Annotated in this window: 18 protein-coding genes; 12 read left to right on the top strand and 6 right to left on the bottom strand. The window is 70.3% G+C overall.

What is annotated here, in order from left to right:
* The coding region (locus AB0I91_RS31630; RefSeq protein ID WP_499640234.1) for a hypothetical protein at positions 1-241 on the bottom strand (241 nt) is incomplete at its 3' end.
* Between the two features lie 212 nt (positions 242-453).
* Positions 454-2,013: a chromosomal replication initiator protein DnaA gene (gene dnaA / locus AB0I91_RS31625; protein WP_498771360.1), complete on the bottom strand. Its 1,560-nt coding sequence runs from the start codon at positions 2,011-2,013 to the stop codon at positions 454-456.
* 464 nt (positions 2,014-2,477) lie between these two features.
* Between dnaA and rpmH the strand changes: the two genes are divergently transcribed.
* Genes rpmH through AB0I91_RS31600 form a run of 5 tightly spaced genes read left to right on the top strand, consistent with a single transcriptional unit; the run spans position 2,478 to position 4,853 of the window.
* A complete protein-coding gene (gene rpmH / locus AB0I91_RS31620; protein WP_073897783.1) occupies positions 2,478-2,621 on the top strand; it encodes a 50S ribosomal protein L34 in 144 nt (47 codons plus the stop codon).
* A 13-nt stretch (positions 2,622-2,634) separates the two neighbouring features.
* A complete protein-coding gene (gene rnpA / locus AB0I91_RS31615) occupies positions 2,635-2,976 on the top strand; it encodes a ribonuclease P protein component (protein ID WP_230569488.1) in 342 nt (113 codons plus the stop codon).
* Positions 2,973-3,245, top strand: coding sequence for a membrane protein insertion efficiency factor YidD (gene yidD / locus AB0I91_RS31610; protein ID WP_230569489.1), 273 nt, complete (start codon positions 2,973-2,975; stop codon positions 3,243-3,245). The genes rnpA and yidD overlap by 4 nt, the downstream gene beginning before the upstream one ends.
* Positions 3,246-3,248: 3 nt before the next feature.
* Positions 3,249-4,292, top strand: coding sequence for a membrane protein insertase YidC (gene yidC / locus AB0I91_RS31605; protein WP_498771363.1), 1,044 nt, complete (start codon positions 3,249-3,251; stop codon positions 4,290-4,292).
* A gap of 18 nt (positions 4,293-4,310) precedes the next feature.
* On the top strand, positions 4,311-4,853 hold the full coding sequence (locus AB0I91_RS31600) for a Jag family protein (protein ID WP_498771365.1): 543 nt from the start codon (positions 4,311-4,313) through the stop codon (positions 4,851-4,853).
* 96 nt (positions 4,854-4,949) lie between these two features.
* Here the strand turns inward: AB0I91_RS31600 and AB0I91_RS31595 are convergent, their stop codons facing one another.
* A complete protein-coding gene (locus AB0I91_RS31595; RefSeq protein WP_499640232.1) occupies positions 4,950-5,939 on the bottom strand; it encodes a methyltransferase domain-containing protein in 990 nt (329 codons plus the stop codon).
* A 45-nt stretch (positions 5,940-5,984) separates the two neighbouring features.
* Between AB0I91_RS31595 and AB0I91_RS31590 the strand changes: the two genes are divergently transcribed.
* The 4 genes from AB0I91_RS31590 (at position 5,985) to AB0I91_RS31575 (ending at position 9,318) form a co-directional block, all read left to right on the top strand.
* Entirely contained in the window at positions 5,985-6,443 is a 459-nt protein-coding gene (locus AB0I91_RS31590) for an NUDIX hydrolase (RefSeq protein ID WP_499640230.1), read from the top strand.
* A 165-nt stretch (positions 6,444-6,608) separates the two neighbouring features.
* Entirely contained in the window at positions 6,609-7,286 is a 678-nt protein-coding gene (gene rsmG / locus AB0I91_RS31585) for a 16S rRNA (guanine(527)-N(7))-methyltransferase RsmG (RefSeq protein ID WP_498771371.1), read from the top strand.
* Positions 7,287-7,414: 128 nt separating this feature from the next.
* Entirely contained in the window at positions 7,415-8,311 is an 897-nt protein-coding gene (locus tag AB0I91_RS31580; RefSeq protein ID WP_170185177.1) for a ParA family protein, read from the top strand.
* Positions 8,308-9,318: a ParB/RepB/Spo0J family partition protein gene (locus AB0I91_RS31575; protein ID WP_498771373.1), complete on the top strand. Its 1,011-nt coding sequence runs from the start codon at positions 8,308-8,310 to the stop codon at positions 9,316-9,318. The genes AB0I91_RS31580 and AB0I91_RS31575 overlap by 4 nt, the downstream gene beginning before the upstream one ends.
* A gap of 372 nt (positions 9,319-9,690) precedes the next feature.
* Here the strand turns inward: AB0I91_RS31575 and AB0I91_RS31570 are convergent, their stop codons facing one another.
* Both AB0I91_RS31570 and AB0I91_RS31565 read right to left on the bottom strand, forming a co-directional pair.
* Positions 9,691-10,635 carry a D-alanine--D-alanine ligase family protein gene (locus tag AB0I91_RS31570; RefSeq protein WP_499607646.1) on the bottom strand — a complete coding sequence of 315 codons (945 nt, stop codon included), beginning with the start codon at positions 10,633-10,635 and terminating at the stop codon, positions 9,691-9,693.
* Between the two features lie 13 nt (positions 10,636-10,648).
* Positions 10,649-11,941, bottom strand: coding sequence for an aminotransferase-like domain-containing protein (locus AB0I91_RS31565; protein ID WP_230569496.1), 1,293 nt, complete (start codon positions 11,939-11,941; stop codon positions 10,649-10,651).
* A 169-nt stretch (positions 11,942-12,110) separates the two neighbouring features.
* Here AB0I91_RS31565 and AB0I91_RS31560 point away from each other — a divergent pair, with 169 nt between their 5' ends.
* Both AB0I91_RS31560 and AB0I91_RS31555 read left to right on the top strand, forming a co-directional pair.
* Entirely contained in the window at positions 12,111-12,749 is a 639-nt protein-coding gene (locus tag AB0I91_RS31560; protein ID WP_498771378.1) for a GNAT family N-acetyltransferase, read from the top strand.
* Between the two features lie 69 nt (positions 12,750-12,818).
* Positions 12,819-13,571 carry an ArsR/SmtB family transcription factor gene (locus tag AB0I91_RS31555; protein ID WP_498771380.1) on the top strand — a complete coding sequence of 251 codons (753 nt, stop codon included), beginning with the start codon at positions 12,819-12,821 and terminating at the stop codon, positions 13,569-13,571.
* On the opposite strand, the gene AB0I91_RS31550 is transcribed toward AB0I91_RS31555, so the two are convergent.
* A complete protein-coding gene (locus tag AB0I91_RS31550) occupies positions 13,568-13,987 on the bottom strand; it encodes a hypothetical protein (RefSeq protein WP_498771382.1) in 420 nt (139 codons plus the stop codon). The two genes, AB0I91_RS31555 and AB0I91_RS31550, sit on opposite strands and share 4 nt — an antisense overlap.
* 40 nt (positions 13,988-14,027) lie before the next feature.
* Here AB0I91_RS31550 and AB0I91_RS31545 point away from each other — a divergent pair, with 40 nt between their 5' ends.
* Positions 14,028-14,252, top strand: coding sequence for a hypothetical protein (locus AB0I91_RS31545; protein ID WP_230569500.1), 225 nt, complete (start codon positions 14,028-14,030; stop codon positions 14,250-14,252).
* Positions 14,253-14,255 lie beyond the last annotated feature (3 nt).

The following is a 14,255-nucleotide window of genomic DNA, read 5'->3' as shown; positions in this document are numbered from 1 at the left end:
GGTGGCTGCCCGAACGCGTCGACCCACTGGCGCGCGCCGCGTTCCTGCCGTTCGGCATCGGGCGCACCCGGGTGCGACCCGGATCCGCGGCGGACGATGTCCGGCCGACCGCCACCCGCCGAGCCACCTGCCCGCCGAGCACGCCGGCCGCCCGCCGAGCCGGCTGCCGGATGGCCGTCGACTGGGTGCCCGCGACCGCACGCCGGCCCGACTGCTGGGGGGCGTGCCGGGACGCCGCCATGGCGGTCTGCCGGATGCGGGCGGCCGGGTACGGCGGATGCGAGGACGGCTGTCGACCACCGGAGCGGTGGGGCCGGGGTGGGAGAAGCCGGGTCCACCGGGATGCGCGGCGCCGGGTGCAGGAGGTCCAGGCGCGGTTGAGGGGCGTCCGGCGCTTGGACCGAGCTGACCGTCAGGCGCGGCGGCGGGAGGGTGGACGCAAGCGTTTGCGGGTCAGGGGGTGTGGCGGGCGCGCTGCTTGATGCGCGACGTCAGCTCCTGCACCTGCTCGTACACCCGGCGGCGCTCGGCCATCTCCTTGCGGATCTTCTTGTCCGCGTGCATGACGGTCGTGTGGTCGCGGCCGCCGAACGTCTGGCCGATCTTCGGCAGCGACAGGTCCGTCAGCTCGCGGCACAGGTACATGGAGATCTGCCGCGCCTGGGCCAGGACCTTCGTCTTGCCGGGCCCGCACAGGTCGTCTATGGACACGGAGAAGAACTCCGCGGTGACCGCCATGATCGTGGGCGCGGTGATCTCCGGGGCGTGCGAGTCCGGGATCAGGTCGCGCAGGACGATCTCGGCCAGCTGCACGTCGACCGGCTGCCGGTTGAGCGAGGCGAACGCGGTGACGCGGATGAGCGCGCCCTCGAGCTCGCGGATGTTCCGCTCGATCCGGGCCGCGATGAACTCCAGCACCTCGGCGGGCGCGGCCAGCCGGTCCTGCGCGGCCTTCTTGCGCAGGATGGCGATGCGCGTCTCCAGCTCGGGCGGCTGGATGTCGGTGATGAGGCCCCACTCGAACCGCGTCCGCAGCCGGTCCTCCAGGGTCTCCAGCCGCTTGGGCGGCCGGTCGGAGGACACCACGATCTGCTTGTTCGCGTTGTGCAGCGTGTTGAAGGTGTGGAAGAACTCCTCCTGCGTGCCTTCCTTGCCCTCCAGGAACTGGATGTCGTCGACCAGCAGCACGTCGATGTCCCGGTACCGGCGTTGGAAGGCGACCTTGCGGTCGTCACGCAGGGAGTTGATGAAGTCGTTGGTGAACTCCTCCGTCGACACGTACCGCACGCGCATGCCGGGGAACAGCCGCTGGGCGTAGTGCCCGACCGCGTGCAGCAGGTGCGTCTTGCCGAGCCCGGACTCACCCCAGATGAACAGCGGGTTGTACGCGCGGGCGGGCGCCTCGGCGACGGCCACCGCGGCGGCGTGCGCGAAGCGGTTGGACGCGCCGATGACGAAGGTGTCGAAGTTGTACTTCTCGTTCAGCCTGGTCTGCGAGGCCACCGGGTTGGCGGGCCGGGTGTAGGGCATGCCGCTCGGCGCGGCGTGACCACCGCTGAACGTGGGCCAGATCTCGGTGACGGCGGCGAGCGCCTCGCCCTCCTCGTCGACCTCTTCGCCTTCACCCTCGGTGTCGCCCTCGGTCTCCGCGTCGAAGGCCGGCACACCGTTGATGGGCACGGCGCCGGGCGGCGGTCCGGGGACCGGTCCGGGCACGGGCACGGCCACCGGGATCTGCGCCGTCGGCGGGTCGGGCGAGTCGACCTTCACGGCCAGCGAGACGGCTCGGCCGAGCCGGCGGGAGAGGGCGGCGGTGATCGGTTCGCGCAGCGCGCGCTCGATGGCTTCCTTGGCGAAGTCACTCGGCGCGGCGAGCAGCGCGGTCCCGTCGAGCAGCCCGATGGGCCGGGTCACGCGCATCCAAGCGCGCTGTTGGGGGGACAACGTGCTGGCTGCGAGCTCCTGCACGACCTGCTCCCACACGAGACCCAGATCGGTCTGGTGGTCGGACACCTCCGCGCTCCCCTCCCCTCGGTGACGTCTCCGCGGTCAGTCCCCGGGGAACTTCCACGACGTGGACACGGAGAATAGAGGCATCCACAGAGTTATCCACAACTGTGCACGAACGCGGCCCGGAGCGCAGCGGATCCCCCCGTTGCTCCCGAGCACCTGCGGCCGGCGTGGCGGGGGCTGTCGTCCCTCGTGCAACCCGGCCCGCGCCAACCCGCATCACCCGCGAAGGCAGCACGCTAACAAGGTGCGGGCCTTGCCACAAGGCGTACCGCCGCGCAAGCCTTTTCCGTGCCTGGAACGCCGCCCGGCCCGCCCCGGGTGCGACCCCGATTTGGCCCGCGCCCCGGGGCTGCGTACCCTCGTAACCGTCTCCCGCTTGCGTGGGGTGCTTTTCGCGCGCCTAAGGCTTGATCGCTGGGGACAACCACAGACCTGCTTGGCAGTTAAGCACCGGGAGTCCGACCGTGAGCAAGGGTAAGCGCACCTTCCAGCCCAACAACCGCCGCCGTGCCAAGACCCACGGGTTCCGGCTGCGCATGCGCACCCGCGCCGGTCGCGCCATCCTGGCCGCGCGCCGTGGCAAGGGCCGCAAGCAGCTGTCCGCCTGATCGCCGCAGCGCCGTGCTACCCGCGGCCAATCGGCTGACCCGCAGCCAGGACTTCGGCCTGGTGGTCCGCCGAGGCCGCCGGGCCGGCCGGTCCCGGCTGGTGGTGCACGTCCTGACGTCGGCGCAGCCCACCTTGGACCCGTCCAAGGTGGGCTTCGTCGTGAGCAAGGCCGTGGGCAACTCCGTGGTCCGGCACCGCGTGAGCCGCAAGCTCCGGCACGTGGTCCGGGACCGGCTCGACGTGCTGCCGCCCGGAACTTCACTGGTCGTGCGCGCGTTGGCACCGTCAGCCGATGCGGACAGCGCCGAGCTCGGCCGTGACCTCGACGCGGCGCTGCACAAGGTGCTGCGATGACGACCGTCCAGGTGAGCCCCGTCGTGCGGGTGCTGCTGCTACCGGTGCGCTTCTACCGGAAGTTCATCTCACCGGCACTGCCCCCGACCTGCCGTTTCCACCCGAGTTGCAGTGCGTACGCGGTGGAGGCGTTGACCGTCCACGGTGCGTTGCGCGGTTCCTGGCTGACCCTGCGCCGGCTGGGTCGCTGCGGACCCTGGCACCCTGGTGGCCTGGACCCGGTTCCGCCGAGGCGAAACGCGGTCCCCGACCTTCCTGCCGAGGAGTAGCTAGTGCTCAACTTCATCTACTACCCGGTGTCCTTCATCCTGTGGTGTTGGCACTGGGTGTTCGGCCACATCTTCGGCGAGTCGAGCGGGTTCGCGTGGGCCCTGGCCGTGGTGTTCCTCGTCTTCACGCTGCGCGCGATCCTGTTCAAGCCGTTCGTCGGCCAGGTCCGCTCGATGCGCAAGATGCAGGAGTTCGCGCCCGAGCTGCAGAAGATCAAGAAGAAGTACGCGAACGACAAGCAGCGCCAGGCGCAGGAGATGCAGAAGCTCCAGTCGGAGCACGGCGTCAACCCGCTGGGCGGCTGCCTGCCGATGCTGGTGCAGATCCCGGTCTTCATCGGCCTGTTCCACGTGCTGCGCTCGTTCCGGCCCGGCTGGGGCGAGGTCTACTTCTTCGACGCGCAGGGCGTGGAGTCGTTCGTCAACGCGAAGCTGTTCGGCGCGAACCTGTCGACCTTCATCACGATGCCGGCCCAGGAGCTGGAGCAGTTCGCCACCAGCCGCAACGCGGTGCTGCTGGTCTCGATCCCGTTGATGATCATCGCCTCGATCGCGACGCACTTCACCGCGCGGCACTCGGTGGCCCGGCAGACGCAGGCGGCGGCGGACAACCCGCAGACCGCGATCATGAACAAGCTGACGCTCTACATCTTCCCGCTCGGCGTGCTCGTCGGTGGTCTCTTCTTCCCCGTCGCGATCCTGCTCTACTGGCTGAGCAACAACGCGTGGACGCTGGGCCAGCAGTACGTCGTGTACCACCGCATCGACCGCGAGGAAGAGGCGAAGAAGGTCGAGGCCACCGCGCAGCGGTCGGCGCTCGCGCCGAAGCCGGGCGTGAAGCCCGCGACCAAGCCCAAGCCCGGCCAGAAGCCGCAGCCGCAGCGCAAGCCCGCGGGCGCCCAGCCCGCCTCCGGTGCTGCCTCCGAGGCCAAGGCCACCCCGGACGCGAGCGAGTCGACGCCGACCGCGAAGCCGTCCACCGAGGTTCCCGGTCTGAGCCCAGACCGATCCCCAGGCAAGAAGCAGGGCAACAAGAAGCGTCGTTGACCCTGGAGAGGAGACATCGTGTCGGAGACGTTGCAGGCGGCCGACGTGGACGCACCGGAGGCCGACAAGGCTCCGCCGGCGCGCTCGGGGAGTTCGGAGGACCTGCTCGTCCAGGAGGGCGACATCGCCGGGGACTACCTCGAGCGGCTGTTGGACCTGCTCGACTACGACGGCGACATCGACCTCGACGTCGAGGCGGGTCGGGCGATCGTGAGCATCGACGGCGGTGACGACCTGGAGAAGCTGGTCGGTCCCCGCGGCACGGTCCTGGAGTCGTTGCAGGAGCTGACCCGGCTCGCGGTGCAGCAGGAGACGGGTGTGCGCAGCCGCCTCATGCTCGACATCGCCGGGTGGCGCGCCGGACGACGTGCCGAACTCGCCGACCTCGGCCGGACCACGGCGGAGAAGGTGGTGGCGACGGGTGAGAAGGTGCGGCTGCACCCGATGACCCCGTTCGAGCGGAAGGTCGTGCACGACGCCGTCGCCGCCGTGGCGGGCGTGCACAGCGAGAGCGAGGGCGAGGAGCCCCAGCGCCGCGTGGTGGTGCTGCCGAAGCCCTGAGCGGGTGCTCGAAGCGGTTTGGCCGAACGGCCCCGGTCCCTGGTGGGACCGGGGCCGTTCTGGTTGGCGGGTGGGGTGGGCGGTCGGTGGGTGGGGTTAAGAAGACTCGATCAGGTAGCGCTCGTCGGTGATCTCCCGGCCCCAGAGGGTCGGGTCCGTGAGCGGGTGGACGTTGCCCTCCCCCAGCAGCGCCACGCACTCGGCGGCGGTGAGGCCGGCGCCCGTGGACCAGCGGCCCTCGATCAGGATCAGGCGGCCGTTCGGCTTGAGGAGCGCGCGCCACCGGTCGAGCGCGGCGGCCGGGTCGGGCAGCGCCCAGAGGACGTGCCGGGCCAGCACGACGTCGAAGCTGCCCGGCGGGTACGGCGGGTCGGCCGCGTCGCCCTGGCGGAAGTCGACGCCGGGAGCCTTGGCGCGGGCCGCCGAGAGCATCCGTTCGGAGAGGTCGAGGCCGCTCGCGTGGTGGCCGGCCTCGGCGAGCAACGCGGTGAGGCTGCCCGTGCCGCACCCGAGGTCGACCACCGCGGCGGGAGCGGGTGGGAGTCGTGGGAGGAGCACGTCGGCCCACGCCTGGCGGACGGCTGGGTCGCGCAGTCCGTGGTCGGCGTCCTCGTCGAACGTCGCGGCCTGGGCGTCCCAGAACCGGGCTGGGGCGAAGGTGGTCAGCCACGCGCGCTGCTCGTCGGTCTCGGGCACGTCCCGGCCGCGCGCCTCGGAGATCGCCTGCCACGCCGCTTCCGGTGACGCGCCGTCCATGACGAGGAGCGCGCCGGCGAGCAACGAGGAGCGGCCGATCCCGCCCCAGCAGTGGACGACGACGTGCCGGCCCGCGCGCATGTCGCGGAGCACGGGGTCGAGGTCCGGAGTGGTGGCGGGGATGCCGAAGTCCGGGATCGGCAGCCAGTGGAAGGTGATGCCGGCGTCGCGGGCGGCCTCGGGTTCGTCGGTCAGGTCGAGCTCGGCCAGCTCCGTCTCGGTGAGCGCGCACACGATCACCTCCACGCCGGCCGCCGCGAGGTCGGCGATGTGCTGGAGGCCGTAGGGGTGACCCATCGTGCTCAGCACCCCCGGTCTGATCTTGTACATCCCTGTCTCTTCCCCTCGTCGTGTTTCACGTGAAACGGTCGCGGCATGACTGGGAACATCCGCAAGCTCCGCGTCGCCGCCTACGCCGTGATCATCGAAGACGGCCGGCTGCTCCTCTCCCGCTGGCTCGGACCGGACCGGCCGATGTGGATCCTGCCCGGCGGCGGGCTCGACCACGGTGAGGACCCGTACGACGCGGTGGTCCGCGAGGTGTTCGAGGAGACCGGCTACCGGGCGGAGGTGGACCGGCTGCTCGGCATCCAGAACGTCCACGGTCCGCTGGCGCGGGACGGGGTCGACTTGGACTACCACCGCATCCGGATCATGTACGAGGCGCACGTCGTCGGCGGCGAGCTGACGTTCGAGGTCGGCGGGAGCACGGACCATGCGGCGTGGTTCCCGCTCGAGGAAGTGTCGGAGTTGGATCACGTCGAGTCGGTCGACTACGCGTTGGAGCTCCTCCGGGTGCTCCCCAAGGACGGTCGGATTGAAAGTTTCACGTGAAACGCGACTCGGATTTGGCGTGTCGCCGGGGTGATCCGTCATAGTGGGGACCGGCACATCTCGTGGGGCTCATCGCCTCCTTGGCGAGACGCCCAACCCCATCGCCCACACCCGGCCGCCGCCGGCGTCTGGTGTGGTTTCACGTGAAACGTCCCGGACGGAGACATGGCCGCAGAGGTGGAAGACCGCGCGAAGAAGGTCTTCGGTGACCACTACGACAAGGCGGTCGCCTTCACGGCACTGCTCACCGAGCACGGCGTCGAACGCGGGCTCATCGGCCCGCGGGAGGTCGACCGGCTCTGGGAGCGGCACATCCTCAACTCGGCCGTCGTGGCGGAGTTGCTGCCCCAGGGCTCACGCGTCGTGGACGTGGGCTCGGGCGCGGGCCTGCCGGGGATCCCCCTGGCGATCGCGCGGCCGGACCTGGAGCTGACGCTCCTGGAGCCGATGGCACGGCGGGTGGCGTGGCTGACCGAGTGCGTCGACGCGCTCGGGCTGAACGTCGCCGTGGTGCGTGGCCGGGCCGAGGAGCCGCCGGTGCGGGAGCAGCTGGGTGACAGCGACGTCGTGACGGCGCGCGCGGTGGCCCCGCTGGAACGGCTGACGCGGTGGTGCCTGCCGCTGCTCCGGCCGGGTGGACGTCTGGTCGCTCTCAAGGGCGAGAGCGCCGCGGAAGAACTGGAACGCGACGCCGAGGCGGTGCGCCGGGCCGGAGGGATCCGACCGCGCGTCATCACCTGCGGTGGTGAAGTACTCGAACTGCCGACGACGGTCGTGCTCGTGGAGCGCGATGAGCAGGCGAGCCGCCGTGAAGGCGCGCGTCGCAGAAGGAAGGATCGGTGAACGTGTACCCCGACCCCCTGCAACCGGTGTTCCAAGCGGCCGGTGTTTCACGTGAAACCGAACCCGAAGGCGTGGTGGACGCGGGTGAAGTGCTCCGTCCCGCATCCGAGTCGAACTTGGCAAACAACGTGGAACCGGCAGGAGACAGCACCGTGTGGACCCCCATCGCGGAAGAAGCGGCACGCGCCACCCGCGTCCTGCACCCCGACTCCCTCCAACTCCCCCGTCCGGACCGGCGCCGGGTCATGGTGGTCGCCAACCAGAAGGGTGGCGTCGGCAAGACCACGAGCACGGTGAACCTGGCCGCCGCGCTCGCCATCCACGGTCTCAAGGTGCTCGTCATCGACCTCGACCCGCAGGGCAACGCGAGCACGGCGCTGGCCGTCGAGCACCGCTCCGGCACGCCGTCGGTGTACGAGGTGCTCATCGGTGAGCTGTCCGTGGCCGAAGCGGCTCAGGTCAGCAACCAGTCCCCCAACCTGTACTGCGTGCCGGCCACGATCGACCTGGCGGGCGCGGAGATCGAGTTGGTCTCGATGGTCGCCCGCGAGTCGCGGCTGAAGGAAGCGCTGAGCCCCGAGGCGCTGGACTCCATCAAGCCGGACTACGTGTTCATCGACTGCCCGCCGTCGCTCGGCCTGCTGACCGTCAACGCGATGGTCGCCGCGCAGGAGGTGCTGATCCCGATCCAGTGCGAGTACTACGCGTTGGAGGGGTTGGGTCAGCTGCTGCGGAACATCGAGCTGGTGCAGGCGCACCTGAACCCGACGCTCAACGTGTCCACGATCCTGCTGACGATGTACGACGGCCGCACGAAGCTGGCCGACCAGGTGACCAGCGAGGTGCGCGGCCACTTCGGCGACACGGTCCTCAAAACGGTGATCCCGCGCAGCGTGAAGGTCTCCGAGGCACCAGGATTCGGTCAGACGGTGCTCACCTACGATCCCGGCTCACGGGGCGCGATGAGCTACCTCGACGCGGCACGGGAGATCGCCGAGTTCGGCGCGGAGATGGGGTCGGCATGACGGAACAGCGCAAGGGTGGCCTCGGCCGCGGGCTCGCGGCCCTGATCCCGAGCGGCCCACCGCCCGGCACACCGTCGCCGTCGCCGGCGCGGTCGGGTTCCAACGGGTCGGCGAACGGGTCGTCCAACGGGGCGTCCACCCCTGCGCCCTCCCCTGGCCCGACCGGGGAGGTGGCCGGCGCGGTGTACCAGGAGCTGCCGGTCACGGCTATTCGAACGAATCCGAAGCAGCCGCGGCAGGTGTTCGACGAAGAGGCGCTGCGGGAGCTGGAGCACTCGATCCGCGAGTTCGGGCTGATGCAGCCCATCGTGGTGCGGGCGACCGGGACCGACACCTACGAGCTCGTCATGGGCGAGCGGCGGTGGCGGGCGACCCAGCTGGCGGGGTTGAAGACGATCCCGGCGATCGTCCGGCACACGGCCGACGACGTGATGCTGCGTGACGCGCTGCTGGAGAACATCCACCGCGTGCAGCTGAACCCGTTGGAAGAGGCGTCCGCCTACCAGCAGCTGCTGGAGGAGTTCGGGGTGACGCACGAGGAGCTGGCCGACCGGATCGGCCGGAGCCGGCCGGTGGTGACGAACACGATCCGGCTGCTGAAGCTGCCGCTGCCGGTGCAGCGGCGGGTGGCGGCCGGGGTGCTGTCGGCGGGGCACGCCCGGGCGTTGTTGGGGGTCGAGGACCCGGGGGTGCAGGAGGAGCTGGCTGCCCGGATCGTCGCCGAGGGCATGTCGGTCCGGGCTACCGAGGAAGCGGTGACGCTGGCCAAGGGCGCGGAGCCGGCCAAGGCGAAGGCCGTGCGGCGCAAGCCGATGCAGGCGCCCGGGTTGCAGGAGCTGGCGGAGCGGTTGTCGGACAACTTCGACACTCGGGTGAAGGTCGAGTTGGGGCAGCGGAAGGGGCGGATCGTGGTGGAGTTCGGGTCCGTCGACGATCTGGAGCGGATCATTCAGCTCATGTCGCCGGAGGCTGGGCAGAGGGAGCGGTCGGGGCCTGGGTCGGTGTGACGGGTCGGGGCAGGTTCGGGTCGGTGGTCACGCTCAGGTCCGGCTGCTCGGGTCAGGTCCGGCTCGATTTGACATGGGGCCCTTACGGGCACTCCAGGCAGGCCAAAGCCGGCAGGCCCGGCGGGGAAAAGCGTCCCGCCAGGCCTGCCGGCTTCGACCAGCCTAAAGCACCCGAACCCATGTCAAATCGGGCCTCGGTGGGGTGCGCTGCGGGTCCGCTGGGGTGATTTTTGAGGGTTGGTTGGATCTTGGGTGGAAACGGACAAATGGGATTCGTTTGGGGTGTAAGGGATCACCCAGGGGTCTTTTGTCACGGTGACGATGACGGCCCGTGTCCAGTTGGACACGGGCCGTTGTGGTTGGTTGGAGGGTTTAACGGGTGACTGCGCGCTCGATGAGGCCGGCGTAGATGTCGCCCAAGGACTGGCCGGCGGCCTCCACCGCCATCGGGAGGAGGGAGGTCTCCGTGAGGCCGGGTGAGACGTTGACTTCCAGGAAGTTGACGGTGCCGTCCGGGGCGACGATGGCGTCGGTGCGGGAGACGTCGCGCAGGCCTAGGAGGCGGTGGGCGGAGACGGCCAGTTCGCCGACTGCTTGGGCGGCCTTCTCGTCGAGGCGTGCCGGGGCGTGGAAGTCGGTCAGGCCGGCGGTGTAGCGGGCGGTGTAGTCGTAGACGCCGTTTTCCGGGACGATCTCGACCGGCGGGAGGGCGTAGGGGCCGTCCGGGCCGTCGACGACCGAGACGGCGACTTCGACGCCTTCCACGAAGCGTTCGGCCAGGACGGTGTTGCCGTAGGCCAGGCAGCCGACCATGGCGGTCGGGAGTTCGGCCGCGTCCCGCACTACCTGGGCGCCCAGGGCGGAGCCGCCTTGGTCCGGCTTGAGCATCAGTGGCAGGCCGAGTCGGTCGACCATGGCGTCCAGGACGGGTTGGGCGCCGAGTTCGCGGAACGTGGCGTGCGGCAGCACGGCCCACTCCGGGGTGGCCAGGCCGGCGCGGGCCAGTTCGCCCTTCGCGGTCGGCTTGTCCCAGGCACGGCGGCAGGCGCGCGAGTCCGTGCCGACGAACGGGACGTCCATCAGCTCCAGGATGGTCTGCACGGAGCCGTTCTCGCCCTCGCCGCCGTGCAGTGCCACCACGACGGCGTCGGGACGGTGCTCCTTCAGCCGGGTGAGCAGGGTGCCGTCGGCGTCCCACTCCTCCACGACCAGGCCGACCGAGCGCAGCGCGGCGGACAGCCTGCGACCGGATCGCAGGGACACCTCCCGCTCGTGCGAAAGGCCCCCGGACAGGACTGCGACCCAGCGGTTGGACAACGTGTGCTCCTGATCAAGCGGTGTCGGGCGAGGGGCTGTGCGGGCCGGAGACGGCGCGGCCCACGGTCGGGCCGAACGTCTCGTGCAGCTCGATCTCGTCCTTGATGACGTTCGCGAGCCGTCGCACGCCCTCGCGGATGCGTTCTGGCGTCGGGTAGCAGTACGAGATGCGGAGCTGGCGGCTGCCGAGGCCGTCGGCGTAGAAGCCGGTGCCCGAGGCGTACGCCACGCGTTGCGTGATGGCGCGGGGCAGCATGGCCTTGGTGTCGATGCCCTCGGGGACGGTCACCCAGACGTAGAAGCCGCCGTTCGGCTTGTTCCACGTGGAACCAAGCGGCATGTGCTGTTCGAGTGACGAGATCGCCGCGTCACGGCGTTCCCGGTAGGCCTCGCGGTAGGTCTTGATCTGACCCTGCCAGTCGTGCGTCTTGAGGTAGCGCGACACGATCAGCTGGTTCAGGGTCGGGGGGCAGAGGGTGGCCGACTCGGCCGCCAGGACGAGCTTCTCGCGGACGGCGTGCGGCGCGAGGACCCAGCCGACCCGGAGGCCCGCGGCGAAGGTCTTGGAGAACGAGCCCAGGTAGACGACGTTGTCCGGGTCGGTCGCGCGCAGGGCCGGGTACGTGACGCCGTCGAAGCCCAGCAGGCCGTACGGGTTGTCCTCCACCACGAGGATGCCGTGCGTGCGGCAGATGTCGAGCACCTCGGCACGGCGCTGGACGGCGAGCGTGACGCCGGCCGGGTTGTGGAAGTTGGGGATCGTGTAGAGGAACTTGATCCGGCGGCCGGAGCGCTCCACCGAGGCGATGGCCTCGCGGAGGGCCTCGGGCATGAGGCCGTCGGCGTCCATGCCCACGTGGACGACCTGGGCCTGGTAGGCGGCGAAGGAGCCCAGGGCCCCCACGTAGGACGGGCCCTCGGCCAGCACGACGTCACCGGGGTCGCAGAAGATGCGGGTGACCATGTCCAGGCCCATCTGGGAGCCGACGGTCACCACGACGTCGTCCGGGTGGGCGTTGATGCCCTCCAGCGCCATCACGTCGCAGATCTGCTCACGCAGCTCGGGCACGCCGTGCGCGCTGCCGTACTGGAGCGCGACGAGTCCCTCGGTGGCCACGACGTCGGCCACTTCCGCGCTGAGGGACTCCAGCGGCAGTGCTGCCAGGTGCGGCATCCCACCCGCCAGGGACACCACCTCAGGCCTGCTCGCCACCGCGAAGAGCGCCCGGATCTCCGATGCCGTCATGCCCGCCGTGCGCGCCGCGTACCGGCGCAGGTGGGGGTCGAGGCTTCTGGCTCCCTGCATAGGGGGCAATCCGGGTAGGTTCACGGGAAACTCCGTAGGTGGGGCGTTACCGGCGGGTTTGTTCCCGCCCGAGTGTAACGGCCGTCCCGTTCGGGGCATCTGCCTTCCGGGCGGGGGTCACATCCGCCTATCCTCGTGGGGGGATCTGTTCGGGGGCTTGGAGGTCGGGGTGTCGCGTCGTGTCGTTGGCGTCACCTTGGACAACCTGGAGCACCTCTCCAAGCACAGTCGGACCTGCGTGTTCTGGGAGCTCGCGCCCCATCTGAAGGAGCAGGCCGAGGAATTCGGGGACACCGAGTTCGAGAAGGAGGCCTGGGTCTCCAGCGTGCTGTTGGAGTGGGGTTCCTGCGGTCGGATCATCTACCTGGACGGGATTCCCGCCGGGTCCGTGTTCTATGCGCCTCCCGCGGCCGTGCCGAGGTCGTTGGCCTTCCCCACCTCCCCCGCCAGCCCCGACGCGGTGCTGATGACCGGGCTCGAGGTGCTGCCGGAGTTCCGCGGTGGCGGTCTCGGGCGGGTGCTGGTGCAGACGGTGGCCAAGGACCTCACGCGTCGCGGCGTGAAGGCGATCGAGGCGTTCGGCGACAACCGGCCGGAGGTCGACGGGCCGAGTTGCGTCACGCCCGCCGACTTCCTGTTGCAGGTCGGCTTCAAGACGGTGCGCCCCCACCCCCGCTGGCCGCGGTTGCGGCTGGAGCTGCGCAGCGCGTCGTCCTGGAAGGAAGACGTGGAGGCGGCGTTGGAGCGCCTGCTCAGCTCGGTGACGGTGACCGCCGCGCCCGCGGAGCCCAGTTTCAAGCCTGTGTGAGACCTGCGGTGACCTGCGGGTTCTTCGTCGTGGGTTGACATGCAGGTAAATGCCTGCATAACGTGCGGCGTGGACAAGGTGTTCAAGGCCCTGGCCGACGAGACCCGCCGCTACCTGCTGGACCGGCTGCACGAGGAGAACGGCCAGACCCTCGGCGAGCTGTGCGCCCGGCTGGGCATGACCAGGCAGTCCGTCACCCAGCACCTGGCCGTGCTGGAGGCGGCGAACCTGGTGAGCACCACCCGCCGCGGCCGGGAGAAGTTGCACTACCTCAACCCGGTGCCGCTGCACGAGGTGCAGGAGCGGTGGATCGACAAGTTCGAGCGGCCGCGGTTGCGGCTGCTCAGCGACGTGAAACGACGAGCGGAGGAACCGGTGAAGCCGGAGTTCGTGTACGTGACGTACATCGAGAGCACGCCTGAGCGGGTGTGGGAGGCCCTCACGGACGCGGACGTGACGGCGCAGTACTGGGGCCACCGCAACGTCTCGGACTGGCAGGTGGGCTCGGCGTGGGCGCACCGGCGCGTGGACGGGTCGGAGGTGGACGACGTGGTGGGCCAGGTCGTCGAGGCCGACCCGCCGCGCCTGCTGGTGACGACGTGGGCCGACCCGGCGGAGCCGGCCGTGACGTCGACGGTGACGTTCCGGGTCGACGTGTACGGCGAGATCGTGCGGCTGACCGTGACGCACGCGGACCTGGCCGACGAGGCCGAGCGCGCGCAGGCGGCGTCCGGCTGGGCGGCCGTGCTGTCGAACCTGAAGTCGCTGCTGGAGACCGGCCACGTGCTGCCGAGCATCCCGTGGGAGATGCCCGCCCGCTAGAAGCGGTCGACGTCGCAGTTCTCCAGCGTGCCGGACTGCAGCAGGTCGAGCGCCTGCTCGCTGACGACGAGCTGGCCCTGGTCGGTGACGCCGACGTCGTCCACGCCCGCCTGACCGGTCACTTCCAGCCAGTGGAAGGTGGGCAGCTCCTTGCCCTCCAGCATCTCCTGCGCCTCGTCCGAGACGGTCACCGTGGCGCGGCGGATGCGGAACGCGTCCAGCCCGCTGTCGACCAGCGTGTCGGCCAGGTCGTCGGTGACCAGGTAGACGGGGAACGCCTCGATCAGGTCGTCGCCCGCCCAGTCGGTGATCTCGTAGTGCACCGCCTCGATGCGCGGCGGCTGGGCCGCGGCGTCGATCACGGTTCCTTCGTCCAACGCGCCGGCGACCTCGGGTTCGAGGCGGTAGAACTCCATCGTGCTCCTCACCGGCGGCGCCGGCCAATAAGATCGACTCGTGGACGTGGGTGTCGAGATCCAGGGCAAAGTACTCGCGATCATCGAGGGCTCGCGGGACTTCGTGAAGATTCGCACACTGCTCGACGGGTGGCAGGCCGAGGGCATCCCGGCCGAGCAGCTGGTCGACGAGCTGACCGACCTGATGCTGGACCTGCGCGCCCAGAACCGCGCGGACGACGAGGACGCAGTGGCCGAGGTGCTGGACGTGCTGACGGGCTGGTAGTCG

It is taken from the genome of Actinosynnema sp. NPDC049800 (genome assembly GCF_040656635.1).
Taxonomy (GTDB): Bacteria; Actinomycetota; Actinomycetes; order Mycobacteriales; family Pseudonocardiaceae; genus Actinosynnema.
The sequence above is the reverse complement of the archived record's forward strand: the minus strand, read 5'-3'. Positions and strand labels throughout refer to the sequence as shown.